This is a genomic window from Ensifer adhaerens, from assembly GCF_002007205.1.
In the GTDB taxonomy this organism is placed as follows: domain Bacteria; phylum Pseudomonadota; class Alphaproteobacteria; order Rhizobiales; family Rhizobiaceae; genus Ensifer; species Ensifer adhaerens_D.
Genome location: NZ_LAZS01000012.1, coordinates 124,817 through 149,503 on the forward strand (window position 1 = coordinate 124,817; position 24,687 = coordinate 149,503).

Here is a 24,687-nt window from a genome sequence, read left to right on the forward strand (position 1 = left end):
ATCATAAGGTCGCGGCTTATGCTCGCGGCGGGGTGAAACAGCCGCTATGGATGGGCCACTCGCGGTCGTTCGCCGGCCTCATTGGTTGGTTTTCAGAGTGTATGCGCTCGAACTTTTTCGTTGGAATGGGGCCGCTTTTGTGGCCCTGATTAGAAGCGTCTGATTCTGCAGGAGAAAGGCATGGCAAGGGGCTTTGTGACGGCCGAAGAGGTTGCAAAACGCGCGGGCGTCTCGCGTTCGGCGGTCTCGCGAACCTTTACGCCTGGAGCCAGCGTATCCCAGGCTGTGCGGCGCAAGGTTTTGAAGGCTGCCCGGGAGCTTGGCTACCGGGTCAACCGGCTGGCGCAGGGGCTGAACAACGACCGCTCAAACCTCATCGGCGTCGTCGGCGCCAATCTCAGTACGCCCTTCCATGCAAAGCAGCTCGATCTCTTGAGCATCGGCCTGTTGCGGCGCGGTTTGCAGTGCCTGTTGCTCAATGCCGCGGACGCACGCAAGGATATCGCGCCACTGATCGAACTTCTCTTCGAATTCCGGGCGCAGGCGATCATCGTGCTGTCCGGAGATCCGCCGGAATCGATCGTCGACCAATGCATCGCCAACGGGGTGCGACTGATCCTGATCAATCAGAAGATCGATCGCACCGACACCAGCATGGTGTTGAGCGACGATTCCCGCGGTGCGGATCTCGCAGCGCTGCGCCTGATCGAGGCGCGTTGCAAGAAGGTCGCGGTGATTTCAAGCGGCAGCCAGACGCCCGCCCAGGTTCGCCGCACTACCGCGTTCAAACAGAAGATGGCGACCGCCGGCGTCGAGGTCGTCGCCTGGTCGGGTGGAACGACGAGCTATGAGAGCGGCTATCAGGCCGGCTGCGAACTGCTCGTCGACGAAGCGATCGACGGCGCCTTCTGCGTTACCGATCTCCTGGCGCTCGGGTTTCTCGATGCGGCCCGCACCGAAATGCACCGCCGCGTCCCGGCTGATCTTTCCGTCGTCGGCTTCGACGATATACCGCAGGCCGGGTGGAAGAGTTACGAACTCACCACGGTCGCGCAGTCCTTCTCCGCCCTGACGGAGCGGGTTCTCGAAGCGCTCGAAGCCGACGAAATGGAAACCCGGCTTCAGGTCGTCCCGGTGGCGATGGTCGAGCGCAAGACGGCCCGCCGCTAGACCTGATTGTTCATGAGGCCGCGTGCCGAATGCGGCTGTCGATCAGCAATCCGCAGCCCGATGCCGACGAGCGCGCCGCCCGCGCCCTTGCGGGCGCTCGAGCTGCCGCGCCCGACAATGACACCGGAAAGCAGCAGAAGCGGAGAAAGCCAGCCAAGCCCCAGGGCCACGATCCATGCCGTCATCGCCGTGCCGACATTCGCCCCGAGCAGTACGACCTGCGCCATGCGCGGCAGGATGAGATCACGCTCGACGAAGGAGGCGACCATGAGCGCGGTCGCAGTGGAGCTTTGAAGAGCGATGGTCGCGACGAGACCGGCGAAAAACGAGCGAACGCCATCATGCGTTCCGGCCGCGAGCCCGGTTTTCAGACGCGCGCCGAAAGCCTGTTGCACGCCGTCGCGGATCTGACCGAGGCCGAACAGGGCCACGGCGCCGAAGAGGTTGATGCTGACGATCGCCGATTCCATGGCCCCTCCCTCCCCGGTGCGATCTATTGCCGACCGCGCAGCAACTCCGCTCGAAAGAGCTGCTGAAAGGATGCATAGGTCTCGAACCCGAGGTCACTGACGAGACGCATGACCGTCGTCGTCGACACGCCGCTGCGCTCCGCAACCTCACGTGCGCTGGCGAAGGCGACGTCATAGGGATGGGCAAGCACGAACTTTGCCACCTCCAGACGGCCGCCTTTCAGCTGGCGTGCACCGATGCGCCAGGATTCGCGCAACTCGATGAAGGTTCGAGGTGGAACGGCGAAAGGGGCTGCGGAGATCGACGGATTCATGGTCAGGCAGCCTCCTCTTTGGCGGATGTGTTGCCGATATCGATTTGAAGGCTGCCCGCCTCTGCACGATCGAGGAAGGCATCGAAGGCGCCGAGGAAGATTGCGAGAAAGCCCGATGTCGACCCGTCCCATCCGCTCTCGGGCGGGCGACCGAGATGCTGCGCCAGCTTGCGGTAGAGCGCGCGGCGCGGTGCAGGAATCTTGTCGAGTGCCAGCATGCCGGCCTGACGCAGGCAATACCAGTCTGCAATCAGCTCGATCATATCGAGGCTAGCAAGGCGCGCCGAGTCCTGTGGAAGCTCGCCCGGGCTTCCCCCGAGAATCTTCGCGGTCACGCCGGCATCGGCCACTAAGTTGCAGGCGGCGCCGATCGTAAGCCCCGATATTTCGTCCACGACATTCCCGGGCCATTCCTTCGGAAAGTAGCGGTGCTCGACCAAGGCGCGCTTGTGCGCCTTCAGGAAGGATCCGTAGTCTGTGGCGGCAAAGGCGAGGTCCGGCCCCTCGCCCGCGCGCTTCGCTTCGCGTCGATAGGCGCGCTGCACACGTTGGTCGACGGCCATAGCCGCCAGTTCGACGGTTTCGATGGACGAACCGGACGCAGACGGCTCGATGATCTTGAAGGCGGGCGGAAAGGCGACCAGCGACGGTACGGCGATATTGATCAGCGAACGCTCGCCGCGGTCGCGGCGCGTGACGCCCTCGACGTGCAGGTGCCCGCTGAAATGCACGCCCATTCCAGCGGTCATCAGTGCGTCCGCGACGGCCTCTTTCGGTGTCCGGCGGCCAATGTTGGTGTCGCCGAAGAGAACGCCTTCTGCTCCTGTTGCGCCATCGAAGGGGTCGAGCACAGGATAGTGCGAGAAGGCAAGCAACGTTTTTCCGAGCTTCGTCGCGCGCGCAGACACATCGGCAATCCAGTCGACGATGAACGGCTTCAGCCTGAGAAGCGCGTTCCAGCCAGCCCCGGTACTGTCGACGAAGGCCGCTTCCTCGCCTTCTTCGAACAGGCCGTCGCGCGGCTCGAACACGTTGGCGTCGATCATCATCAGCCAGAGCCCCGGCTCCGGCTCGACCAGATAGGAGGCGTCCATAAGACGGTAGCGGTTCCGGCCGTCCGGTGACGAGACCTCATAGAGGCGATCTTCGGTGAGGTCGGAGACGCCAAAAGGGGTTTCCCAATGGACGTAGTCCGGCCTTCGGAAGTACCCGCAGGCAGCCATGGGGGCGAGGCCTTTTGGATACCCCTCGCAATACATGCGGGGCGTGGCGTAGCTGCCGGGGCCGGCCCTGGTCGCGTCGCTGGTCACGAAGACCCTGGCGTCGGCCCCGTCGAGAAATTGTTTGGTGTGGTTGCGGCCCTCGGGACCGAAGATGTCGTGGTTGCCCGGAAGCGCATAAAAGCGCGTGCCGCAGGCGCTCTCGTGCCGCTCAAGGATGGTGCGCAAGCGCTCCGTCGTCTGCCTTTGGCCGTCATCCGTGTAATCGCCGAGGAGTACGACGTGGCGGATACCGCGGCGGGAGACCTCCGCCAGGGCCTCGTCCAGCGCTCTGGCGCTTTCGTTGAAGACGCGCGTGGATTCGCGCGTGTCGGTCCAGCTTCTGACGGCCAGTTTCTCGCCGTCGATCTCTATCCTCGGGAACTCGAAGTCACCCTCAAGATCATGGAAATGGGCGTCGGCAATGACGGCGATCCGCGGCAACTCAGACATCGGCTCTCGCCTCCGCGCGTGCGGCTTCGACGAGATCGATCCAGGCTGAGGCGCGCCGCGCCGCTTCATAGAGCATGGGCTTCGGCGTCTCGAACCATTCGTCCGGCCGCAGCTCGCGATGCTCGCGGATATGGGCGACGGCCGCGTCGAGCGTCGGAAACAGATGTGGCTGCTGCTTGTGCAGGAACAGCGCCACCAGCGACACCGAGCGGCTGCGTCCGCCGCGGCAATTGACGAGGATGTTGCCGCCATCGGCAAAGGGATAGGTAACGCGCTTCGGCATCGTCTGGCGCAGTGCCCCGTCGAGAATGTAGTAGGCGCCGAGCATCATCGTATCGGGGCTGCCGTCGCCGTCGATCATGCCGAGCTTGTAGTAGCGGATGTCGGCATAACCGCTGGCGCACAGGTCGTCGTTGACGGCGACTTCCTCCTCCCGCACGAGATTGATGTCCAGGTTGATCGCGCAATTGACGACGATGGTGATCCCGTGCCGCTTGAGCAGGTCCAGGTCCCGCGCGCCGTCGCTGCCGCCGATATAGAGGTCGGCGCCGTGAGGTCCGAGCCCCCTTGCGATCAGACTGATAGCGGGCCGCGGATAAACCGGTGCATCCATGGAATTTCCTCTTCGTATCGAAGCGATGCGCATGGTTACACCATCGCCATTTCGGGCCAACTGGAGCTCGGCGGCCTGTTCCTTGCCCCGGATCGGAATGCCGGAGGCCACGCTCACGCCGGCAGCGATTGCCGGGGTGGATGCGAGGACCGGTCCCCCGCCGAGCAGGCTGCCGATTTCCAGGAACGGGCAGACAATGCCGCCGGCTTCGGCAACGAGCAACAGACCGGCAAGGCAATCCCAGGAGTTCATGTGCAGCTCGACATACGCGTCCGAGCGGCCATCGGCGACATAGGCGAGCGCAAGCGCTCCCGATGCGCCGCGGCGCACATTGGCGCCCTTTTCCAGCATCTGTCGCATCGTCTCCAGATAGGTCTCGTCCGGCACCCGTCGTGACCAGCCCATCTCTACCGAAGCGGCATCGAAGGTTGCCGTCGAAGAAACCGTGATGGCCTTGTCGTTCAGCGTTGCCCCACCTCCCCGGCGGCAGAAATAGAGCTCGTCGAGGGCCGGATTGTAGATCGCTCCGATCTCTGCGCGCTCGTGTTCGACATAGGTTATGGAGATGCAGAAGTGCGGGATTCCGCGCGCGAAGTTCGCCGTGCCGTCGACCGGGTCGACCACCCAGACGCGATCGGCGACCGTGCCGCCACCTTCCTCGCCCAGGAATCCATCGTCTGGGAACTGCGCGGCGATCGCCTCACGGATATGGGCTTCGGAGGCCGCGTCGGTTTCCGTCAGAAAATCCTGCGGACCCTTCAGCGAAAATCCGCGCTCTGCGCTTGCCTTGAAACCGCTCAAGACCAGTGCGCCGGCGGAGCGGATGACCTCCCGACACAGCAAGGCCCGGCCAGACAGGTCGTTCGAATAGCGCGGCTTGTATTCGTCCATCGGCGAAGCTCCATTGCACACGCGTGCATAATTGCACGCGTGTGCACGACGTGCAAGTCGAAATCGCCAGCCAATGCCAAGTGGCCTGCAAGATCGCAACCGATGATCGCGGCTACACGGAGCCCGGCATCTGCGGCATTTCTGCAATATCCAAGCTGGCTCGGCCGACGTAGTGTCCACGCGTCGAATCGCAAGGCGGGCCCAATGACCACGATCACGATACAGGAAGCGCTCGACCGGGCGGGCACAGGTCCTTATCAGCGCCGCCTGATGGGCATATTCGGTCTGGTCTGGACCGCCGACGCCATGCAGGTGCTCGCTGTCGGGTTCACCGCCGCCTCCATTGCCGCAACATTCGGTCTGACGGTTCCGCAGGCGCTGCAGACGGGCACGCTGTTTTTCCTCGGCATGCTGATCGGTGCCGTCGCGTTCGGCAGGCTTGCAGATCGCATCGGCCGGCGGCGGGTCCTGATCGCCACCGTCGCCTGCGACGCGGTCTTTGGCATCCTCTCGATATTCGCTCCCAGTTTCGCGGTCCTGCTTTTCCTGCGCTTCCTCACGGGCGCTGCGGTCGGCGGCACGCTTCCCGTCGATTATGCGATGATGTCGGAGTTCCTGCCGGCCCGCAGTCGCGGGCGATGGCTGGTCATGCTCGAAGGGTTCTGGGCCGTGGGCACCTTGATCGTGGCTCTGGCGGCATGGCTCATCGCCCTCGCCGGTCTTGCCGACGGATGGCGCTACATCTTCGCCGTCACGGCCATTCCGGCCGTCCTCGGCGTCGGACTTCGCTTCCTCGTGCCGGAATCGCCGCTTTACCTGTTGCGCTCGGGAAAGGCGGAGGCGGCCAGGGCCATTGTCGACCGGATGCTGACGGCCAACGGCCGGCCTCAGCTCGAGCCGACAGTGTCGATCGCCCTGCCCGCACCTTTGCCAGGCATCGGCATCTTCTCGAAGGACCTGCGCCGCCGCAGCCTTCTGATCCTGTCGGTCTGGTTCCTCGTGTCGGTCTCCTATTACGGCGTCTTCACCTGGATGCCGCCGCGGCTTGCGGGCGAAGGGTTCGGCTTCGTGCGTGGCTACGGGTTCCTCGTTCTCATCGCTCTGGCGCAGATTCCGGGCTACGCGCTTGCCGCCTACGGTGTCGAGAAGTGGGGACGGCGCCCGACGCTGGTCGGTTTTTGTGCGCTTTCGGCTCTCAGTTGCCTGTTGTTCGTCGTGGCGGATGGGGCACCGGTCGTTGCCGCCGCACTGCTGATCATGAGTTTCGCGCTGCTCGGCACATGGGGCGCACTCTATGCCTATACGCCCGAACTCTATCCGACCGCCTCGCGCGCGACCGGAATGGGGGCGGCCGGAGGCATGGCCCGGCTCGGTGGCCTGCTTGCCCCCTCGCTCATCGGATTGCTGGTGGCGGAGGGTTTCGGGCTGGCGATCGGCACCTTTGCCGGCCTGCTGCTTGTGGCAGCGATCGCCGCCGCGATGGTCGATGCGGAAACCCGCGAGATATCGCTGGCCTGAGGCGGTGCACGCTTTTCAGGGCCTGTAAGTCACAGTTTGGAAAATCCGGTTCCGCTTCAAACGGTTGGTGCTTCCTTAGCCTGTGAACAACCTGTGGACCGGCTGCGGATAACCGAGGAAGTCCGGTCGCGGCCTGTTCGATCGCAAAGGCGGTCGTAAAATGGTTGTGCGGTCAAGCTCACGACCGTTAGTGTAGCAACTATCTCATCGGGGCCGGTGCTTGCCACCGGTCCCGATCGTCCGTCGGGATCGATGTTCTCGACGACCCCCTTCCCCATAGAGCCGTTCGTCGCGGCATAACACGGATAATCCGGGCGGTAACCGCGCGCATGCCCGGCGATTATGCATAGCTGCATTGCACAATAATTGTTTTCCAGCTGGTCAAAAATCAGGCATAAAGCACCCAGCTGATGCACATGGCGGGTCTCCTCCCAGTCCGCCGCAGCAGCTGTTCCCCTCTGGAGGTTTTTGACCTTCACACCTTATGGGCCGCGGTCTTCCGTCGGCCCTTTTTTCTTGCCCGAACGACGCCTCTTGCGCTCCGCCTCAAAGTGCTGCCGCTTCGTGCTGCACCCGACGCAATTGCATTTCGGCAAAAACCTGCTCTGTAATAAAGCCGATCGTCATATGGCTGGAGGCTAGGGCTGGTGGAACCGACACATTTGTTCGAGTTGGTGATCGGCATGTTCGTGGCGATCATTGCGCTGCATTACGTCGCCGACCGGCTGGCTTTGCCGCCCTCGGTGGCACTCCTGACCGGAGGCGCTCTGCTTGCCTTTGTCCCGGGACTGCCGACAATCGAGGTCGATCCAGAGCTCGTGCTCGTGATCTTCCTGCCGCCCTTGCTCATGGACGGCGCCTGGACGATCGCTCTCGGCCGCCTACGGCGTCATTCGATCGGCATCGTTTCGCTGGCGGTTGGGGCCGTGTTTTTCACCTGCGCCGTCGTGGCAATGACGACGCATCTGCTCTTCCCCGCGCTACCGCTCGCCGCCTGCGCCGCACTCGGTGCGATCGTCGCGCCACCGGATGCCGTATCGGCTCGTGCTGTCCTTCAACGCGTGCGGCTGCCGCGGCGGCTACAAATCCTGCTTGAAGGCGAAAGCTTGCTCAACGACGCAAGCGGCCTCGTGCTCTTTCGCTTCGCCGTTGCCGCCGGTGTCACCGGGGCGTTCAGCGCGGGCGAGGCCGTGGGCAACTTCTTCCTGCTGGCGATCGGTGGTGCCCTCGTCGGAATCGTGATCGGTATGGGCTGGGTCCAGCTTGCACGTCGGCTTGGCGACGAATACCTGATCATCGCCGCGACCGTCCTGCTTTCCTGGACCTCCTATCTGGTCGGCGAATTCCTGCACGTCTCCGGCGTCATCGCGACCGTGGCCACGGGCCTCATCGCCAGCTGGCATCAGCACACGGTGCTGTCCGCCGCGACCCGCATGCGCGGAACATCATTCTGGACGGTGATCGTCTTTCTGATGGAAGCCGCCGTCTTCATCCTGATCGGCCTGTCGCTTCGCGGCGTCGTCGAGCGCGGCGGCGGTTTCGAGACCGTTGCGGCAACCCTGGCATGGCCCATCGCCGTCATCCTCCTCGCGCTCACCCTCGCACGCTTCGTCTGGGTGTTCGGGTCGGATCTCGTGATCCGGCTTGGCAATGCGCTCGGGGTCAAGCGCTACGCGCCCGTCGGCGCGCGCGGCGCGACCGTGCTTTCCTGGGCCGGCGTTCGTGGCGTGGTGACGCTCGCGCTTGCGCTGAGCGTGCCAGAGGGCTTTCCGGGCCGGGACTTCATCCTGGTGACGTCCTTTGCCGTGATACTCGGAACGGTGCTGATCCAGGGGACCATACTCGGTCGGGTGATTGCCTGGGCGCAACTCGTCGAGCCTTCGTCGGAAAAGGCGCCCCTCACGCTCAGCCAGGCCGAGGCAGCCATGGCCCAGGCACAACTCGTCACCATTCAGAGCCGGGCCTATGACACCGACGGCAATCTCGTCCATCCGCAATTGCTGGAGCGCTACCAACGCCGGGCAGTGTCGATCGTCGATTACGCTGCGCGCACGGAGCACTACATGCCGATCCTGCACGCCCATTTCGACGTCGTCCTGGAGGCGGTCGCAACCGGGCGGCGCGAACTCATCCGGCTTCATCGTGCCGGCGAAATCGACGACGAAACGCTGCATGAACTGGAGCGGGATCTCGACCTTGAGGAGTTGAGCGCAATTTCTGCCAAGGCATGACCCTCTCGCCCGAACATTTCTTTCTATTTTCTCCTTTGACCTGAGGGTCGGATGTCCTAGATGTCCGGCAGTTGGCGCCAACAGTCGAGGAGCTGAGAGCGATCAAAAAGTCAAAGGCGCCGAAATCACCAAAACCAATGACGCTGTTGCAGAAGCTTGCCGCCTCGCCCGAGAAGCTGTTTTCGGGTTCGTTTCGACAGCAATGCGCAGCACTTTGCTATCGGTATGCGCCTGACGGCGCGATCGAGATCCTTGTGGTGACGTCGCGCGACAGCGGCCGATGGCTCATTCCGAAGGGCTGGCCGATGAAACAGAAGGAGCCGCATGAGGCGGCCGCCATCGAGGCGCTTCAGGAAGCCGGTGTTCGCGGCAAGGTCCGCAAGAAGCCGGTCGGCAGCTACACCTATCTGAAGATGCTCGACGACGGTGACGTCGTCCCTTGTGTCGTCGACGTGTTCCAGATCGAAATCACCAAGCAGGTGGAAAAGTACAAGGAGAAGGGCGAGCGCCTGCTTGCCTGGGTCAGCCCCGATGAGGCTGCGCGGCGGGTTCGCGAGATCGAGCTCAAATCGCTGCTCGTCGACTTCAAGCCACGGTGACGCCGGCTATTCGGTCGAAAGCTGATCGTGACGATCTGATCACCGGAAGGGGCCGCCGCCCAATCGCACCGGGTTCGGTCGGGGAAGGCCCGGATCACCAGCAGAAGGTCGACCTTCTGCCGCCGTCACATCAGCCGTTCGCCGTTTGCGCCGAAAACATGGAGCGCGTCTGCCTTCGCCCCAACCTTCACGGTGTCGCCGATTTCGTAGCGGGCCCTGCCCGATACGCGAAAGATCAGGTCTGCGCCGTTTTCCAGCCTCCCATGGATCAGGCTTTCCGCCCCGACCAGTTCGATCCCGTCGACCCGTACTGTTGCCTCGAACGGCGACGTGGCGTCGTCGGCCGCTAGCGGAGATAGATCCTCCGGTCGCACGCCGAGGGTAAACTCGCCGTTCGGCCTGGAAACGGACGGCGAGAGAGACCATCCGGCAGAAGCGTCCGCACCTTTCAGGAGATTCATGGACGGCGAACCGATAAACGTGGCGACGAAGGTCGTGGCGGGCCGTTCGTAAAGCTCGATCGGGGTGCCAACCTGCTCGATGCGGCCCGCATTGACGACGACCAGTCGGTCGGCAAGGGTCATCGCTTCCATCTGGTCGTGCGTGACATAAACGCTTGTGGTTCCAAGTGAGCGTTGGAGCCGTTTGATTTCAATGCGCATCTGCCCACGCAGCTTCGCGTCGAGATTGGAAAGCGGCTCGTCGAAAAGGAAGGCGGCCGGCTGCCGCACGATCGCCCGACCCATGGCGACACGCTGACGCTGGCCGCCCGAAAGCTGGCGCGGCTTGCGATCGAGATAGGTATCGATCTCCAGCGTTCGGGCAGCAGTGGTGATGCGCCGATCGATCTCGTCAGCCGGCGTGTTCCGGTTCTTCAAGCCATAGGCGAGGTTCTGGCGCACGGTCATGTGCGGGTAGAGCGCGTAGTTCTGGAAAACCATGGCAATATCGCGTTCGGCCGGCTCGACATCGTTAACCCGCCGTCCGCCAATATGAATGTCGCCGCCGGTGATGCCCTCGAGCCCTGCGATCATGCGCAAGAGCGTGGACTTGCCGCAGCCGGACGGACCGACCAGAACGACGAACTCTCCGTCGGCGATGTCAAGCGAGACACCCTTGATCGCGTCGACGGTGCCGTAGGTCTTGCGGATGTCTTTGAGCGTAATCTCAGCCATTACTTTTCTGTCTCCACAAGACCTTTGACGAACCAGCGCTGCATCAGCACCACGACGAGGATGGGCGGAATGATCGCGAGGATCGCGGTCACCATGACGTAGTTCCAGGGGGTCGAGGCGTCGGTGAAGTCGATCATTCGCCTGAGCCCGATGATAATCGTGTTCATCTTGGCGTCGTTGGTGACGAGCAGCGGCCAGAGATACTGGGTCCAGCCATAGATGAAAAGAATGACGAAGAGCGCCGCGATGTTGGTTGCCGACAGCGGCAAGAGGATGTCCCTCATGAAGCGGAACGGACCCGCATTGTCGATACGCGCGGCCTCCACCAGTTCTCCCGGTATCGTCAGGAAAAACTGCCGGAAAAGGAAGGTCGCGGTCGCCGAAGCCATCAGCGGCAATGTCAGGCCGGCATAGGTATCGATCAGGCCGAGATCAACGATCACCTTGTAGGTCGGCAGGATGCGCACCTCGACCGGAAGCATCAGGGTGATGAAGATCATCCAGAAGAACAGCATCTTCAGCGGAAAGCGAAAGAACACGATCGCAAAGGCCGACAGGAAGGAGATGACGATCTTGCCGACGGCGATCGCAAGGGCGACGACCGTGGAATTGAAGAGCAGCCGCTCGAGGCTGACGCCGACAACGCGCTCGACACCGCCACCGACGGCCTCACTATAGTTTTCGACAAGATGATTGCCGACCGTGAGCGACATCGGCGGCCGCACGATTTCGATCGAGCTATGGGTCGAGGCGATGAAGGTGTAGTAGATCGGCAGCGCGACGATGACGATGCCGATCACCAGCACCAGGTGGCTGATCAGGGTTGAAATGGGACGGTTCTCGATCATCGGCCGCTCACGAATAGTGGACCCGCTTCTCGACGAAGCGGAACTGGAAAGCCGTCAGGGCAACGACAATTGCCATCAGGATGACGGATTGGGCGGCCGAACTGCCAAGGTCGAGATTGACGAAGCCGTCGTTGTAGACCTTGTAGACCAGCGTTTCGGTGGCTTTTGCCGGACCACCTCCGGTCACCGCATGAATGATGCCGAACGTGTCGAAAAACGCATAGACGGTGTTGACGACGAGCAGGAAGAACGTCGTCGGCGCAAGCAGCGGGAAGACGATGGTCCAGAAGCGTTTGGTGCCGCGGGCGCCATCAATCGCGGCGGCCTCGATCAGCGATTTCGGGATCGCCTGCAGGCCGGCGACGAAAAAGAGGAAATTGTAGCTGATCTGTTTCCAGGCGGCGGCCACGACAACCAGAAACATCGCCTGGTCGCCGTTCAAGAGCGGATCCCAGGTGAAGCCATTGCGACGCAGGATGTAGGCGAAGGTTCCCATTGCCGGGTTGAACATGAACAGCCACAGCATGCCCGCCACGGCCGGAGCAACCGCATAGGGCCAGATTAGCAGCGTGCGATAGACGTTTCGCCCGCGCACGACCCGGTCGACCGAGGTCGCGAGCAGCAGGGCGAGAGCCATCGACAGAAGTGCGGTTGCAAGGCTGAAGACGACCGTGACCTGCAGCGAATGCAGGTAGTCCGGATTGGCCAGGATGGCGCGGAAATTGGCAAGGCCGACGAAGCCGGATTTCAGGCCAAAGGGATCCTCGCGCAAGACCGACTGGTAGAGCGCCTGGCTTGCCGGCCAGAAGAAAAACACCACGGTAAGCACGATCTGCGGCGCCAGCAGAAGATACGGCAACACCTTGTTGGGAAAGACGACGGACTGCATGGCGTGCCCCTTCCGTGAAAGACGGGGCCCGCGCTTAAGTGGCACGGGCCCCTTGGTTGGGGATTAGTTGCCGACCGCGGCGGCAATTGCCGCATTGGCCTTTTCGACACCTTCGGTCAGGGCAGCCTTTGCGTCCTTCTGCCCGGCAAGCATGGCCTCGAACTGTTCGTTGAGGATGTCGCGAACCTGGGGAAGATTGACGAGCCGAACGCCCTTGGAATTTTCCGTCGGCGCCTTGCCCATCATCTGCCTGATCGGCGTTTCACGACCGGGGTTCTTTTCATAGAAGCCGGACTTCTTGGTTTCTTCATAGGCTGCAAGCGTCACCGGCAGATAGCCCGAGACCTGATGAAGCTTTGCCTGGGTTTCCGTTTTCGACAGGAAATGGAAGAACTCCGCAACGCCCTTGTATTCGGCATCTTCCTTGCCGGCAAAGACCCAGAGACTTGCGCCGCCGGGAATGGTGTTCTGAGGACCGTGGCCTTCATAATAGGGAAGCTGGCCGACGCCGTAGTTGATGCCGGATTTCACGATGTCGCCGAGGCCGCCGGAAGACTCCGTCAGGATGGCGCATTCGCCCGACATGAAGAGCTGCTTTGCTTCCGATGTACGGCCGCCGTAACGGAACGTGCCGTCCTTGGCGAGATCCGCAATCGACTGGAAGTGCTCGACGAAGAGCGGGGCATCGATCTTCAGCTCCACGTCCAGGCCGGCAAGCCCGTTTTCATTGGTGCCATAGGGCACGTTGTTCCAGGCAGAGAAATTCTCGGTCTGGATCCAGGTCAGCCAGGTCGAGGTGAAACCGCAATTCGCCGCGCCACTTGCCTTGATCTTCTTGGCGGCCTCGAAGACTTCGGGCCAGGTTGCCGGTGGCTTCTCGGCATCGAGACCAGCCTTCGAGAAGGCATCCTTGTTGTAGTAGAGGATCGGCGAGGACGAATTGAACGGGAAGGACAGCATCGTGCCGTCGGGCTTGGAGTAATATGCGACGATGCCCGGCAGGTACTGGTCCTTGTTGAATTCGTAGCCACCCTTCTTGAGGACGTCTACAACCGGGACCACGGCGCCTTCGGCACCCAGCATCACGCCGCTGCCGGCGTCAAAGACCTGCAGAATGGCGGGAGCCTGCTTGGAGCGGAAAGCGGCGATGCCCGCGTTCAGCGTCTCGCCATAAGTGCCCTTGAACACAGGGACAATTTTGTACTCCGACTGGCTTTCATTGAACTCCTTGGCAAGCCTTTCGACCGTTTCGTTGTTGGCGCCGGTCATCGCGTGCCACCAGGAAAGCTCCGTTGCTGCCAGAGCGTCCGAGGCGGCAACGATCGAAAGCGCGGATGTGGCCGCAAGGGCCCACTTGGATACTCGCATGAAGGTTCCTCCCATCATTAAGACGAAAATATTTGTCCCCGGGCGCGTCAGCTCTCCTCAATCAGACGCGTCTGGCTTTCGTGGCGAAAGCGCACTGATTAAAAACGAACGAGAACGAACCTGCAAGAGAAAATGGAACGAGAAAATCGAAGATTTTGTGGATCGGAATATTCATTCTGTTTCATATGCGCGGACGCTAAATCAGATAACGGCAACGGGATCGTCATCGCGGCTGATCTACAGCCACCGGTTTGAGGCTTTGAGAGTGCGAGCAAGGGGTCTGAGAGCAGGCGCCCGGCTGCCGCAGTAGCCGGCCTGAACGGCCGATAAATCTGGCGCGGCTACCGCCGCGTTCCGACGATCGGGAGGGCCGCCTCAAGTCGAGGCGAGATCGAGGGATTATTGCAAACACAATGAGCACGCGGGCGGTATCCGCGCCTTCGCTTGCTCCTCAGAACATCGAGAAACAGCGTGACTGCTTCCATTTCGTCGTCAAAGTGATGGGCCATCGATTGTCCTGACGTGCCGATCCGGCCCCAGCGGCGCGTCAGACACGCAGTTCCAAACAGAGTCTGCTCAATCGACATGGCGTAGAAGCGAGCCATGTTTGCGCTCGCATCCGTTCTCTCGACGTAGAGGTGATAGGGGTGGTTAAGCATGGGACGACGATGGGCTAAGGAGGTGCCGCGCGTCCAACGAGAGTTTTGAATCGATCGCAGCCGATCGATTCAAAACATTGATGTGTGCCTGACCGCGCTATTGCACCGCGGTCGTTCCATAGACGAGGTTCGGCAGCCACAGCGACAGTTGCGGGAACATGCTGAGCATCACCAGCAGCACCATCATCATCGCCAGGTAAGGCAGCACCTCGCGTGCATAGGCCATCATCGGCACCTTCAGCACCATCGACGAGATATACATAAGGCCGCCGACCGGCGGTGTAATGCCGGCGATCGTCAGGTTGGTGATGAAGACGACGCCGAAATGCACGCGGTCGATGCCGACACCGTCGATGATCGGGATCAGCATCGGGGTGAGGATGATGAGCGCCGCCGACCCCTCGATTGCCGTGCCGATGACGATCAACAGCACGTTGATGAGAAGCAGCATGAGCAGCGGGTTGTCGGTGGCACCGCCGAGCCAGCCGGACATCGCCTGCGGCACCTGCTCCCAGGCGAGATAGAAGCCAAAAGCGGCGGCGGCACAGATCATGATCATCACCACGGCGGAATCGCGCACCGCCTCGGCCAGCACCTCGGGGATCTGGCGGAAGGTGAATTCGCGATAGCCGAAGACGGCGACGAAGAGCACATAGACGACGACAACCGCGCCCGCCTCTGTGGTGGTGAAGATGCCGTAGCGCGTGCCGGCGAAAATCACGACCGGGATCGACAGCGCCCAGAGGCCGTCGATCAGCGCCCGGCTGGCCTCCGCCCTGCTGGCGCGTTCCTTGCGCAGCGGCTTGTAGCCGCGTTTGCGGGCGATGAAATAGGTGGTGAGCATCAGCCCGGCTGCAAGCACCAGACCGGGAACGACGCCGGCGGCGAACAGCCGGCCGATCGAGGTTTCCGCCAGAAAGCCATAGACGATGAGGCCGATCGAGGGCGGGATCAGGCTGGTGATGATGGAGGCCGACGAGGTGATGACCGCCGCGAAGGCGCGGCTGTAGCCTCGTTCCGTCATCTCGACGCCAAGGGTCTTGGCGAGCATCGCAGCATCGGCGTTGGCCGACGCCGTCAAACCGCCAAGCAAGGTCCCGAGTACCGTACACATCTGCGCCAGAGCGCCGGTCATGTGACCAACCATGACATCGGCCAGCGCCAGCAGGCGGCGCGTGATACCCGATGCGTTCATGATGCAGCCGGCAAGCACGAACAGCGGCAGCGCCAGCAGCGACACGGACTGGCTGCCTTCGGCCATCTCCTGCGCGAAATTGGCAAGCGGAATCATGTCCATGTTGATGAAGAAGAAGGCGAGCGCCCCGATCGCCATCGCCCAGGTGATCGGCATCGACAACAGGAAGAGGATGACGACGAGAAGCGAGGGGCCGGCAAGATGAAAGAAGGTCATATCAGCGATTCCACATTGCGGTGCAGGCGGACGGTCCAGGGTCTTTCGACGATCAGGTGCTGGAGGAACATGCCGGCCGACGCCAGCGCCAGCGGCCCGTAGGAAAGGCTGCGCGACAGGTCCATCGCGATCGTGTGCACGTGCCGCGACGTCCAGGCCTGCCAGCCGAAGAGAACGGTCATGGCGATGAAGAACAGCGCCAACAGCAGGTAGTTGAACCAGGCGATCGCCCGCTGCCAGCTGTCGGGCAAGGCAGCAACAAGGACATCGATCGCCGCGTGGGTGCCGAGACGCACGCCAGCGACCGCACCGAAGAAGACGAGATAGGCGAAAGCCATGATCGCCAGCTCGTAGGTCCAGGCAGCCGGCTGCGGGAAGATATAGCGGCTGACGACACCCCAGAGGATCGAGAAGACAATGACGAGAAGTGCTGCGACGCCGACAGCTTCATCGGCGCGCCGCAGGCTGAAGAGAGGAGCGGTCTCTTCAGGTGAAGGTGAGGTTTCCATGACGGCCTCAATCATTTTGAAAGGCGGAACAGAGCCGGCGCGAAGGCAGGCCGATGGGCTTCCGTCGCGAGCATGGCTTGGGTGAGCGGCCCCCGACGCGATCGCGACGCGGCGTCTTTATGGCCGCGTCGCGCCGTCGTTTGCTTTACTGTGCCATCGCCTTCTGCACCTGGTCGTACATGCCTGGCGTGATGTTCGGCACTTTCTCGTAGGCCGCGCGCGAGGCTTCGATGAAGGCCGGGATATCGATGTCGGTGACGATCTCGACGCCCGAGGCCGAAAGCTGCTTTGCGTAGGCGTCATCCGTTTCGAGCGTCATCGCAGTCAGCTCCTTGGCAATGGTCTGGCCTTCTTCGAGGAGAATTTTCTGCAGATCTTCCGGCAGTCCGTTGAAGAACTGGCTGGAGGCCACCCAGGCCGTGAACATGATCTGATGGCCGGTCTTGGAGATGACATTGCGGGTCTCGTTGAGCTTTGCGCCGGCGATCGAACCGAAGGGGCCTTCGGCCGCATCGACGACACCGGTCTGAAGCGCGTTGTAGACGTCGCCCCAGGGGAGTTCCGTCGGCCGTGCGCCGTAGTTGCCGAAGGTCGCCATCATGATCGGCGACGAAGGCACGCGGATGGTAACGCCGGCGAGATCCGCCGGCGAACGCACCGGCTTGTTGGCGATGATGTGACGGTAGCCGAAGAGACCGTTCGGCATGATGATCTTGATGCCCTGCGCTTCCAGCTTGCCGGACAGCTCCTTGTAGAGGTCCGATGCGAAGAGACGGTCGGTCGCGGCCAGATCGGGGTAGACATAGGGACCGGCCAAAATGGAGAGGTCCGGTACGAACTGGCCGAGCTGACCATAGTCCGTGGCGCTGAGCAGGCTTGCGCCGCTCATGACCATCTCGTTGACCTTCTTCTGCGCGCCCAGCTGATCGCCCGTCATGACCGTGATGGCGATGCGGCCGCCGGAGCGTTCACCGACGCGCTCCGCATAAGTCTTCATGGCTTTGACGATCGGCTCGTTGGGATTCACCTGCGAGGTCGAGAACCGCAGGCTGTATTCCTGCGCCTGAGCGATGCCGCAAAAGGACAGGGCGGCCATGGCAGCAGCCAGAACAAAGGTCTTCATCTTTCCTCCTCCTTCCGGACTCCCCTCCGGATTTCCACAATGAATAAATAGATCATTCATAAATGAACGCAAGCCGTCAAGAGGCGGAATACCGACTTGGGCCAGAGACTGGCTAAAAACGACGAAGCCGGAGCGTTTGTCGCCGCTCCGGCTTCGAATTCTTGAAGATTATATTCTTATATGAAATCTTGATGCGCTACCCGCCGAAGGTGTAATCGGCGATCGATTGCAGCTTCATCTCGATAGAAAACCCCGGTCGCTGCGGCGGCATGTAGGCGGCATTCTCGATGACGCAGGGGTCGAGGAAGTGTTCGTGCAGATGATCGACATATTCGATGACGCGGTCGTCCTTGGTGCCGGAGACGGCCACATAGTCGATCATCGACAGGTGCTGGACGTATTCGCAAAGCCCGACGCCGCCGGCGTGCGGCCAGACCGGCAGTCCGTATTTGGCAGCAACCAGCAACACCGCCAGCACCTCGTTCAGGCCGCCCATACGGCAACTATCGATCTGGACGATGTCGATCGCACCCTCGGCGATGAACTGCTTGAACATGATGCGGTTCTGGCACATCTCGCCGGTCGCCACCTTCACCGGTCCGATCGCCTCGCGGATCTTGCGATGACCGGCGACATCATCGGGACTGGTCGGTTCCTCGATGAAGAACGGCTTGGCAAAAGCGAGCTGCTTGACCCAGTCGATCGCCTCGCCGACCTCCCAGACCTGATTGGCGTCGATCATGAGATAGCGGTCAGGCCCGATCACCTCGCGCGCGATCGTCAGCCGCCTTATGTCGTCGGCAAGGTCGCGGCCGACCTTCATCTTGATGTGGTTGAAACCCTCGTCGATCGCCTCCTGGGCAAGGCGCCTGAGCTTGTCGTCGTCATAACCGAGCCAGCCGGCCGAGGTCGTGTAGCAGGCGTAGCCTTCCTTTTCGAGTGTCGCGATGCGCTGAGCCTTGCCGGGCTCGGCCTTGCGGAGGATCGCAATCGCTTCGTCACGGGTGAGCACGTCGGTCATGTAGCGATAATCGACGATATCGGCGATCTCTTCCGGCGACATGTCGGCAACAAGCCGCCAGACCGGTTTGCCGGCTTCCTTGGCCAGTAGATCCCAGACGGCGTTGACCACGGCACCAGTGGCGAGGTGCATCGCCCCCTTCTCCGGACCGATCCAGCGCAGCTGGCTGTCGCTCGTCAGATGCCGCCAGAACCGGCCGGGGTGAGCAAGGATGTCTGAAGTATCCTGGCCGACGATCAGGTGCCGCATGGCCTTGATCGCCATGCAGCAGATATCGTTGCCCCGGCCGATGGTGAAGGTGAGACCATGGCCCGCAACACCCTCCCTGTCGGTGTCGAGGATGACGTAGGCCGCGGAGTAATCCGGGTCCGGGTTCATCGCATCGGAACCGTCGAGGCTCTGCGAGGTCGGAAAGCGCAGGTCGAAGACGCGCAGGTCAGTGATGCGGGTCATGGTCACTCCAGTCTTTTGATCAATCGTCCGCGCGGACGGACTGCTTCTGGCTGCCGAGGCCCTCGATGCCGAGTTCGACGACATCACCGGCCTTGAGGTAACGCGGCGGCTTCATGCCCATGCCGACGCCGGGCGGCGTGCCGGTGGAGATGATGTCGCCCGGCTGCAGCGACATGAACTGCGACAGGTACGAAACGAGATAGGCGACGCCGTAGACCATGGTCTTCGACGAGCCGTTCTGCATCGTCTCGCCATTGACCTTCAGCCACATCGGCAGGTTCTGCGGATCCGGCACCTCGTCCTTGGTTACGAGCCACGGGCCTGTCGGGCCGAAAGTGTCGCAGGACTTGCCCTTGGTCCACTGGCCCTGTCGCTCGATCTGGAAGGCGCGTTCGGAGACGTCGTGCACGGTGCAATAGCCGGCGACGTAATCGAGGGCTTCCGCTTCCGTGACGTACTTCGCCTTGCGGCCGATGACGACGCCGAGTTCCACTTCCCAGTCGGTCTTCTCCGAGCCGCGCGGGATGATCAGGTCGTCGTTCGGGCCGACGATCGCCGACGTCGCCTTCATGAAGATGATCGGTTCCGATGGAACCGTGGCGCCGGTCTCGGCGGCGTGGTCGGAATAGTTGAGGCCGATGCAGATGAACTTGCCGGTGCCGGCGACGCAGGGGCCTACGCGCTGGTTGCCGTCGACAGCCGGCAGGCCGGCGAGATCGAGCGCCTTGAGCTCGGCGAGCTTGTCAGGGTCGAGCGCCGCGCCGGAGAAATCGGCGACGTGGCCGGAAAGATCGCGCAAGGTGCCGCTCGCATCGAGGATACCCGGCTTTTCCTGACCCGGGAGGCCGTAACGAAGAAGTTTCATGTCTCTGCTTCCTGCTTCTGTGTTTTCAGATGGTCCAGCCGCCATCGATGGCATAGGCCTGGCCGGTCGTATAGGTGGCGCCCGCGAGGTGGACGGCAAGGTCGGCGATCTCTTCCGGGGTGCCGAGGCGTCCCATTGGCTGGCGGGCGATGAAGGCGGCGCGCGCCGTGTCGTAGTCGCCCTGGGCGCGCATGCGGTCCTGAAGGGACGGGCTTTCGACCGTGCCGGGGCATATGGCGTTGCAGCGAATACCCTCCGAGACATAGTCGGCGGCGACGGCCTTCGTGAGACCGATGACGGCCGCCTTGGTGACGCCATAGGCAAACCGGTTCGGCACGCCCTTGATGCTGGAGGCGACCGAAGCCATGTTGATGATGGCGCCATCCTTGCGCTCAAGCATCGCCGGCAGCACGGCCCGGATGGTACGGATCATTGCCTTGACGTTGAGGTCGAGAGCGAATTCGAGATCGCTATCCTTCATCTCCAGGATCGAGCCGGCATGCACGAAGCCGGCGCAGTTGAAGAGGACATCGACCGCTCCAATCTTCGCAACAAGCGCTTCGACTGCTTGTGTATCGAGGACGTCAAGCCGGTGCGTCTCGACATCGGCCTCCTTGGCGAGTGCCGCAAGCGCATCGGTGTTGATATCGGTCGCGTGTACCTTTGCGCCGGCCTTTGCAAAGGCCAAAGCCGAAGCGCGGCCGATGCCTTGAGCGGCAGCCGTAATCAGGACGACCTTGCCTTTAAGATCCGCTGTCATTCTCGATCCCTCATGCTTTGCGTTCGACGACCAGGATATGGTCGGCGGCGAGAACGACCTCGCCACGCTGGTTGATAACTTCTAACCGTTCCACGACGCGCCCCGATGTCGGCCGCTTCAGATCGTCCTCCTTGGCGGCGATCGTCACGCGCGTGCGGATCGTATCGCCGATATGAACCGGACGCACGAACCGCAGACGATCATAGCCATATGAAAAGGCAACCGGGTTGATCAGCGACGCGGTAAGCCCCACGCCGATCGAAAAGATCATGGTGCCGTGGGCGATGCGCTGGCCGCCCGGCAGGGTTTTGGCGAACTCCGCATCCATATGGTGCGGAAAGAAATCGCCGGTGTGGCCGGCATGGACGACAAAGTCGGTCTCGGTAATCGTCCGGCCCGTGGTCAGACGCTGATGCCCGAGTTCATAGTCTTCAAAATGGATGATCTGTTCTGACATGTCAGCGTCCCGGAAGTGGCGCGATCGCCGTTGCCGGCGCGGCACTCGATTGATAGGCGGCCTCGACCAGGGCCATCGTCTGCCAGGCGTCCTCCACGGAGCCGATCAGTTCGTGGTCTTCACCCGCGGCAAAGCGCTGCAGATGGGCCATGCGGTTGACGAAGGCGTCGGGGAACCAGGCGCCTTCGAGCGGAACCGAAACCCACTCGCTGCCACCGGCCGGCCGGATCCAGAGTTCGTCCGGCTCCCCCTTGGGATAGTCGAGATTGACGCCGAGCTTGACGTAGGCCGCACCAGAGGTCCCGGAAATGCGGAACTCGCAGGCCTGGAACTTGCGGCCGAAATCGTGGTCGTGATTGACCGAGAGCACGCAGCGCACCCGATCGCCATAGTCGAGGATCGCCGCCGTGCGCGTCTGGGCGACCTCATGGTTCGGATGGCCGATCGTCTTTGCATGCGCGCCCAAGGGATTGCCGAGCAGGCCGCGCACCAGATCCAGGTAGTGGATCGAGTGCATGGCGATCTCGATGCGCGGCAGCCCCTTGAGGAACGGCCATAGCCCCCACGGGGTCGCGAGTGCCAGCCAGGCGTCGAAGTCCACCACCTCGCCGAGGTACCCCTTGGCGATGGCATCCTTCAGCGCCAGCATCATCGGCGCGAAGCGGAGCTGGAAGTTGACGGCAGCCTTGAGCTTTCGGGTCCGGCAGATATCGAGAATAGCGGTCGCGGCCGCGAGATCTGAACCCATCGGCTTCTGGATGAGGGCAGCCGCGCCGACCGGCAACCGGCCAAGGATGGCGGCATGGGCGGCGGGCGGTGTGGCGAGATCGAAGATGGCGTCCGGCACCGAAAGCGCGTCCACCTCGTTTTCGAAGGCGCGGAGAGCCCATTTGTCTGCAAGGGCGGCCGCCTTGGAATGGTCAGGGTCATAGATCCCGGCAACCGGAAAGCCAGCCTTGCGATAGGCCGGCAGATGCGCGTCACCGACAATGCTGCCAGCGCCAAAGATCACGATCGGGCGTGGATTGCTCGGCTTCGGCCACCATTGCCTGAGCGCGCCGGGATCGAAGCTCTCAGTCATGATGGAACACCTCTTCCATCATGGCCCACCACTCACCGTCCTTGCGTGTCTCAAGGGGCTTCTGGCACGGCATGCAGACCGACCACCATTCCTGGTTCTTCGGGTGCGCAGCCATCTTGGCCATGTCGGCCTCGAAATCGGAGCCGACATATTCCCAGTAGCCGAACAGCAGGTTCTCCGGCTCCTTGAGGAAGATCGAGTAGTTGGTGACGTTGCATTCGGAAATCAGCGCGAGGATCTCCGGCCAGACGGCCGCATGCAACGCCTTGTATTCCGCGATCTTCGATGCGTCGAGGCCGATTACCATTCCCATCCGCTGCATCTTGCTTGTCTCCTAGCCACGAAACTCGCGGGTGAATTCGCCGATCGAGCGGGCACGCACGGCATCCCAGTCCCAGGCAATGCCGATGCCCGGTTCGGACGGCGCTATGGCGCGGCCGTTCCGGATCTCCATGCCCTTGGTCGTGAGATCATCGAGCTGTGGAATGTACTCGACATATTTGCCGTTCGGCACGGCGCAGACGAGGCTGACATGCAGCTCCATCAGAAAGTGCGGGCAAACCGGAATGTCGAAGGCTTCGGCCGCATGCGCGACTTTCAGCCACGGCGTGATGCCGCCGATGCGGGCAACGTCGACCTGGACGATCGAGCAGGCGCCCTTCTGCATATATTCGCGGAAATGGCGGATCGAATACATCGATTCACCGACCGCAATCGGCGTGGGCGTCGAGCGCGTCAGCCGGATATGGCCATCGAGATCGTCGGCCGGCAGCGGCTCCTCGATCCAGGCAAGGTCGAGCTCCTTCAGCCGTGACGCCCGGCGGATCGCCTCGTCGACGGTGAAACCCTGGTTGCAATCGGTCATGATCTCGAAGCCGTCGCCGAGCGCCTTGCGCATGGCCGACAGGCGATCGTAGTCCTCCGACCCGTGCGGCTTGCCGATCTTCACCTTCGAGCCGGAAAAGCCCTTGGCCTTGGCGGCAAGCGCGTCCTCGACCAGCGCTTCCTTTTCGATGTGCAGCCAGCCGCCCTCGGTGGTGTAGAGCGGGCAGCTTTCCTTGGCGCCGCCGGCGAGCTTCCAGAGCGGGAGCTTCTGTTTCCTGGCGCGCAGGTCCCAAAGGGCGGTGTCGACGGCGGCCAGCGCCAACGCGGTGATCGCGCCAATGGTGGTGGCGTGGGTGGCGAACTCCATCTTGTGCCAGATCGCCTCGATGCAATCGGCATCCTCGCCAATCAGGATCGGCACGAGGTGATCGGCGAGAAGCCGCATTACCGAGGAGCCGCCGGTGCCGATCGTGTAGCTGTAGCCCATGCCGGTCGCGCCATCGCTATCGGTGATAGTGACGATGGGTGTTTCCTGGCTGACGAAGCTCTGGATCGCGTCGGTCCGCTTCACCTTCGGCGGCAGGTCGACCATGCGCAGTTCAATTTTCTCGATTCTTGCCATGTCAGCCTTCCAGAGCCTTGCCGGTATCGATGTCGAAGAGATGGGCGCGCGACAAATCGAAGCTCATGCGCACCTTCTCGCCCGAGGCGAGTGGGCGCGGGTTGAGCATGCGCGAGACCCAGTCGCGGCCGTTGAATTGGATGAAGACCAGCGTTTCGTTGCCGAGCGGCTCGGTGATCGACACCGGCAGTTCGATTTCATGCACGGCTGCCGGATCGCCGGCATGCAAGCCATGGCCGCTCGGATAGATGTCGTCGGGCCTCAGGCCGAAGGTGACCTTCTGTCCGGGGCGCAGCGACTTTGCGAAGCGCGGCGGGATCGGCAGCCGTATACCGCTCGCAAAGACCAGCGCGCCGTTCTCGACGATCACCTCGTCCATGTTCATCGGCGGCGAGCCGATGAAGCCGGCAACGAACTTGGTGGCCGGGCGCTGGAACACCTCTTCCGGTGTGCCGACCTGTTCGATGTATCCGTCGCGCATGATGACGATGCGGTCGGACAGCGTCATCGCCTCGACCTGGTCGTGGGTGACGTAGATCATCGTCGCCTGCATGCGGGCGTGCAGCTTCTTGATCTCCGTTCGCACCTGCGTGCGCAGCTTCGCATCGAGGTTCGACAAGGGTTCGTCGAACAGGAAGACGTCTGGCTGGCGCACGATCGCCCGGCCCATGGCCACACGCTGGCGCTGGCCGCCGGAAAGCTGCGACGGCCGGCGCTCCAGGAGATGGCCGAGGTCGAGGATCGCCGCCGCTTCGTCGACACGCGCTTTGATCTCGTCCGGCTTGCGGCCGGCGATCTTCAGCGAAAAGCCCATGTTCTCGGCAACCGTCATGTGCGGATAGAGCGCATAGGACTGGAACACCATGGAGATGTTGCGCGCCCGGGGCGGCAGGTCGTTGACCTTGTGTCCGCCGATCTCGATGGCGCCGTCGCTGACGTCCTCGAGGCCGGCGATCATGCGCAGCGTCGTCGATTTGCCGCAGCCGGACGGGCCGACGAGCGCGATGAACTCACGGTCCTTCACTTCGAGGTCGATGCCGTGGACGACCTCGAGCGCGCCGTAGCGCTTGACCAGTTTCCTGAGGGTGACAGGAGCCATGAAC

The 24,687-nt window shown here is 62.4% G+C and carries 23 protein-coding genes and 2 pseudogenes; 4 read left to right on the forward strand and 21 right to left on the reverse strand.

The features are described 5' to 3' along the window. Positions 1–180 precede the first annotated feature (180 nt). Positions 181–1,170, forward strand: a complete 990-nt coding sequence (locus XB14_RS25470; protein WP_077965697.1) for a LacI family DNA-binding transcriptional regulator — start codon at positions 181–183, stop codon at positions 1,168–1,170. A gap of 47 nt (positions 1,171–1,217) precedes the next feature. Here the strand turns inward: XB14_RS25470 and XB14_RS25475 are convergent. From XB14_RS25475 to XB14_RS32855, 5 genes and pseudogenes are all read right to left on the reverse strand, one after another. Next, a pseudogene (locus XB14_RS25475) lies at positions 1,218–1,640 on the reverse strand (Na/Pi symporter); the annotation flags it as partial. 23 nt (positions 1,641–1,663) lie between these two features. Next, on the reverse strand, positions 1,664–1,954 hold the full coding sequence (locus tag XB14_RS25480) for a MurR/RpiR family transcriptional regulator (RefSeq protein ID WP_077965699.1): 291 nt from the start codon (positions 1,952–1,954) through the stop codon (positions 1,664–1,666). A gap of 2 nt (positions 1,955–1,956) precedes the next feature. Then, on the reverse strand, positions 1,957–3,666 hold the full coding sequence (locus tag XB14_RS25485) for a metallophosphoesterase family protein (RefSeq protein WP_077965700.1): 1,710 nt from the start codon (positions 3,664–3,666) through the stop codon (positions 1,957–1,959). Further along, positions 3,659–4,279 carry a dual specificity protein phosphatase family protein gene (locus tag XB14_RS32850; RefSeq protein WP_143348608.1) on the reverse strand — a complete coding sequence of 207 codons (621 nt, stop codon included), beginning with the start codon at positions 4,277–4,279 and terminating at the stop codon, positions 3,659–3,661. The genes XB14_RS25485 and XB14_RS32850 overlap by 8 nt, the downstream gene beginning before the upstream one ends. Before the next feature lie 78 nt (positions 4,280–4,357). Continuing rightward, positions 4,358–5,170: pseudogene (locus XB14_RS32855) on the reverse strand (inositol monophosphatase family protein); the annotation flags it as partial. Between the two features lie 204 nt (positions 5,171–5,374). Between XB14_RS32855 and XB14_RS25495 the strand changes: the two are divergent. The 3 genes from XB14_RS25495 to XB14_RS25505 all read left to right on the forward strand — a co-directional run bounded on the left by XB14_RS25495 (position 5,375) and on the right by XB14_RS25505 (position 9,518). Beyond that, the gene (locus XB14_RS25495) at positions 5,375–6,688 is read left to right on the forward strand and encodes an MFS transporter (protein ID WP_077965714.1); all 1,314 of its coding nucleotides are present in this window, start codon (positions 5,375–5,377) and stop codon (positions 6,686–6,688) included. 647 nt (positions 6,689–7,335) lie between these two features. After that, complete coding sequence (locus XB14_RS25500) at positions 7,336–8,919, forward strand: Na+/H+ antiporter (RefSeq protein ID WP_077965715.1); 1,584 nt, start codon at positions 7,336–7,338, stop codon at positions 8,917–8,919. 137 nt (positions 8,920–9,056) lie between these two features. Beyond that, on the forward strand, positions 9,057–9,518 hold the full coding sequence (locus XB14_RS25505; RefSeq protein WP_179119671.1) for an NUDIX hydrolase: 462 nt from the start codon (positions 9,057–9,059) through the stop codon (positions 9,516–9,518). A 125-nt stretch (positions 9,519–9,643) separates the two neighbouring features. Here the strand turns inward: XB14_RS25505 and XB14_RS25510 are convergent, their stop codons facing one another. From XB14_RS25510 to XB14_RS25585, 16 genes are all read right to left on the reverse strand, one after another. Further along, the gene (locus XB14_RS25510) at positions 9,644–10,693 is read right to left on the reverse strand and encodes a sn-glycerol-3-phosphate import ATP-binding protein UgpC (protein ID WP_077965717.1); all 1,050 of its coding nucleotides are present in this window, start codon (positions 10,691–10,693) and stop codon (positions 9,644–9,646) included. Then, positions 10,693–11,541 carry a sn-glycerol-3-phosphate ABC transporter permease UgpE gene (ugpE, locus tag XB14_RS25515; RefSeq protein WP_077965718.1) on the reverse strand — a complete coding sequence of 283 codons (849 nt, stop codon included), beginning with the start codon at positions 11,539–11,541 and terminating at the stop codon, positions 10,693–10,695. The genes XB14_RS25510 and ugpE overlap by 1 nt, the downstream gene beginning before the upstream one ends. A 7-nt stretch (positions 11,542–11,548) precedes the next feature. Next, on the reverse strand, positions 11,549–12,430 hold the full coding sequence (ugpA, locus tag XB14_RS25520; protein ID WP_077965720.1) for a sn-glycerol-3-phosphate ABC transporter permease UgpA: 882 nt from the start codon (positions 12,428–12,430) through the stop codon (positions 11,549–11,551). A gap of 63 nt (positions 12,431–12,493) precedes the next feature. Continuing rightward, positions 12,494–13,798, reverse strand: coding sequence for a sn-glycerol-3-phosphate ABC transporter substrate-binding protein UgpB (ugpB, locus tag XB14_RS25525; protein WP_077965722.1), 1,305 nt, complete (start codon positions 13,796–13,798; stop codon positions 12,494–12,496). Between the two features lie 341 nt (positions 13,799–14,139). Next, a complete protein-coding gene (locus tag XB14_RS25530; protein WP_077965723.1) occupies positions 14,140–14,457 on the reverse strand; it encodes a WGR domain-containing protein in 318 nt (105 codons plus the stop codon). 97 nt (positions 14,458–14,554) lie between these two features. After that, the gene (locus XB14_RS25535) at positions 14,555–15,868 is read right to left on the reverse strand and encodes a TRAP transporter large permease (RefSeq protein WP_077965725.1); all 1,314 of its coding nucleotides are present in this window, start codon (positions 15,866–15,868) and stop codon (positions 14,555–14,557) included. Beyond that, positions 15,865–16,377 (reverse strand): TRAP transporter small permease, encoded by a 513-nt coding sequence (locus tag XB14_RS25540; protein WP_077965727.1) that lies wholly within the window; start codon positions 16,375–16,377, stop codon positions 15,865–15,867. The genes XB14_RS25535 and XB14_RS25540 overlap by 4 nt, the downstream gene beginning before the upstream one ends. Positions 16,378–16,522: 145 nt before the next feature. Further along, a complete protein-coding gene (locus tag XB14_RS25545) occupies positions 16,523–17,500 on the reverse strand; it encodes a C4-dicarboxylate TRAP transporter substrate-binding protein (protein ID WP_077965729.1) in 978 nt (325 codons plus the stop codon). Between the two features lie 196 nt (positions 17,501–17,696). After that, a complete protein-coding gene (locus tag XB14_RS25550) occupies positions 17,697–18,974 on the reverse strand; it encodes an L-fuconate dehydratase (RefSeq protein WP_077965732.1) in 1,278 nt (425 codons plus the stop codon). 19 nt (positions 18,975–18,993) lie between these two features. Beyond that, positions 18,994–19,839, reverse strand: coding sequence for a fumarylacetoacetate hydrolase family protein (locus XB14_RS25555; protein ID WP_077965734.1), 846 nt, complete (start codon positions 19,837–19,839; stop codon positions 18,994–18,996). A 25-nt stretch (positions 19,840–19,864) separates the two neighbouring features. Continuing rightward, positions 19,865–20,599, reverse strand: a complete 735-nt coding sequence (locus tag XB14_RS25560) for an SDR family oxidoreductase (protein ID WP_077965736.1) — start codon at positions 20,597–20,599, stop codon at positions 19,865–19,867. 10 nt (positions 20,600–20,609) lie between these two features. Further along, positions 20,610–21,056 (reverse strand): MaoC/PaaZ C-terminal domain-containing protein, encoded by a 447-nt coding sequence (locus tag XB14_RS25565; protein ID WP_077965738.1) that lies wholly within the window; start codon positions 21,054–21,056, stop codon positions 20,610–20,612. 1 nt (position 21,057) lies between these two features. Further along, positions 21,058–22,137: a Gfo/Idh/MocA family protein gene (locus tag XB14_RS25570; RefSeq protein WP_077965740.1), complete on the reverse strand. Its 1,080-nt coding sequence runs from the start codon at positions 22,135–22,137 to the stop codon at positions 21,058–21,060. Next, positions 22,130–22,459, reverse strand: a complete 330-nt coding sequence (locus XB14_RS25575) for an L-rhamnose mutarotase (protein WP_077965748.1) — start codon at positions 22,457–22,459, stop codon at positions 22,130–22,132. The genes XB14_RS25570 and XB14_RS25575 overlap by 8 nt, the downstream gene beginning before the upstream one ends. Before the next feature lie 12 nt (positions 22,460–22,471). After that, positions 22,472–23,584 carry a mandelate racemase/muconate lactonizing enzyme family protein gene (locus tag XB14_RS25580; RefSeq protein WP_077965750.1) on the reverse strand — a complete coding sequence of 371 codons (1,113 nt, stop codon included), beginning with the start codon at positions 23,582–23,584 and terminating at the stop codon, positions 22,472–22,474. Between the two features lies 1 nt (position 23,585). Then, the gene (locus XB14_RS25585) at positions 23,586–24,683 is read right to left on the reverse strand and encodes an ABC transporter ATP-binding protein (protein WP_077965752.1); all 1,098 of its coding nucleotides are present in this window, start codon (positions 24,681–24,683) and stop codon (positions 23,586–23,588) included. Positions 24,684–24,687 lie beyond the last annotated feature (4 nt).

Coding starts and splice junctions, on each gene's coding strand:
- XB14_RS25470 (WP_077965697.1), top strand. CDS start 181: ATGGCAAGGGGCTTTGTGACGGCCGAAGAGGTTGCAAAACGCGCGGGC.
- XB14_RS25480 (WP_077965699.1), bottom strand. CDS start 1,954: ATGAATCCGTCGATCTCCGCAGCCCCTTTCGCCGTTCCACCTCGAACC.
- XB14_RS25485 (WP_077965700.1), bottom strand. CDS start 3,666: ATGTCTGAGTTGCCGCGGATCGCCGTCATTGCCGACGCCCATTTCCAT.
- XB14_RS32850 (WP_143348608.1), bottom strand. CDS start 4,279: ATGGATGCACCGGTTTATCCGCGGCCCGCTATCAGTCTGATCGCAAGG.
- XB14_RS25495 (WP_077965714.1), top strand. CDS start 5,375: ATGACCACGATCACGATACAGGAAGCGCTCGACCGGGCGGGCACAGGT.
- XB14_RS25505 (WP_179119671.1), top strand. CDS start 9,057: ATGACGCTGTTGCAGAAGCTTGCCGCCTCGCCCGAGAAGCTGTTTTCG.
- XB14_RS25510 (WP_077965717.1), bottom strand. CDS start 10,693: ATGGCTGAGATTACGCTCAAAGACATCCGCAAGACCTACGGCACCGTC.
- ugpE (WP_077965718.1), bottom strand. CDS start 11,541: ATGATCGAGAACCGTCCCATTTCAACCCTGATCAGCCACCTGGTGCTG.
- ugpA (WP_077965720.1), bottom strand. CDS start 12,430: ATGCAGTCCGTCGTCTTTCCCAACAAGGTGTTGCCGTATCTTCTGCTG.
- ugpB (WP_077965722.1), bottom strand. CDS start 13,798: ATGCGAGTATCCAAGTGGGCCCTTGCGGCCACATCCGCGCTTTCGATC.
- XB14_RS25530 (WP_077965723.1), bottom strand. CDS start 14,457: ATGCTTAACCACCCCTATCACCTCTACGTCGAGAGAACGGATGCGAGC.
- XB14_RS25535 (WP_077965725.1), bottom strand. CDS start 15,868: ATGACCTTCTTTCATCTTGCCGGCCCCTCGCTTCTCGTCGTCATCCTC.
- XB14_RS25540 (WP_077965727.1), bottom strand. CDS start 16,377: ATGGAAACCTCACCTTCACCTGAAGAGACCGCTCCTCTCTTCAGCCTG.
- XB14_RS25545 (WP_077965729.1), bottom strand. CDS start 17,500: ATGAAGACCTTTGTTCTGGCTGCTGCCATGGCCGCCCTGTCCTTTTGC.
- XB14_RS25550 (WP_077965732.1), bottom strand. CDS start 18,974: ATGACCCGCATCACTGACCTGCGCGTCTTCGACCTGCGCTTTCCGACC.
- XB14_RS25555 (WP_077965734.1), bottom strand. CDS start 19,839: ATGAAACTTCTTCGTTACGGCCTCCCGGGTCAGGAAAAGCCGGGTATC.
- XB14_RS25560 (WP_077965736.1), bottom strand. CDS start 20,599: ATGACAGCGGATCTTAAAGGCAAGGTCGTCCTGATTACGGCTGCCGCT.
- XB14_RS25565 (WP_077965738.1), bottom strand. CDS start 21,056: ATGTCAGAACAGATCATCCATTTTGAAGACTATGAACTCGGGCATCAG.
- XB14_RS25570 (WP_077965740.1), bottom strand. CDS start 22,137: ATGACTGAGAGCTTCGATCCCGGCGCGCTCAGGCAATGGTGGCCGAAG.
- XB14_RS25575 (WP_077965748.1), bottom strand. CDS start 22,459: ATGCAGCGGATGGGAATGGTAATCGGCCTCGACGCATCGAAGATCGCG.
- XB14_RS25580 (WP_077965750.1), bottom strand. CDS start 23,584: ATGGCAAGAATCGAGAAAATTGAACTGCGCATGGTCGACCTGCCGCCG.
- XB14_RS25585 (WP_077965752.1), bottom strand. CDS start 24,683: ATGGCTCCTGTCACCCTCAGGAAACTGGTCAAGCGCTACGGCGCGCTC.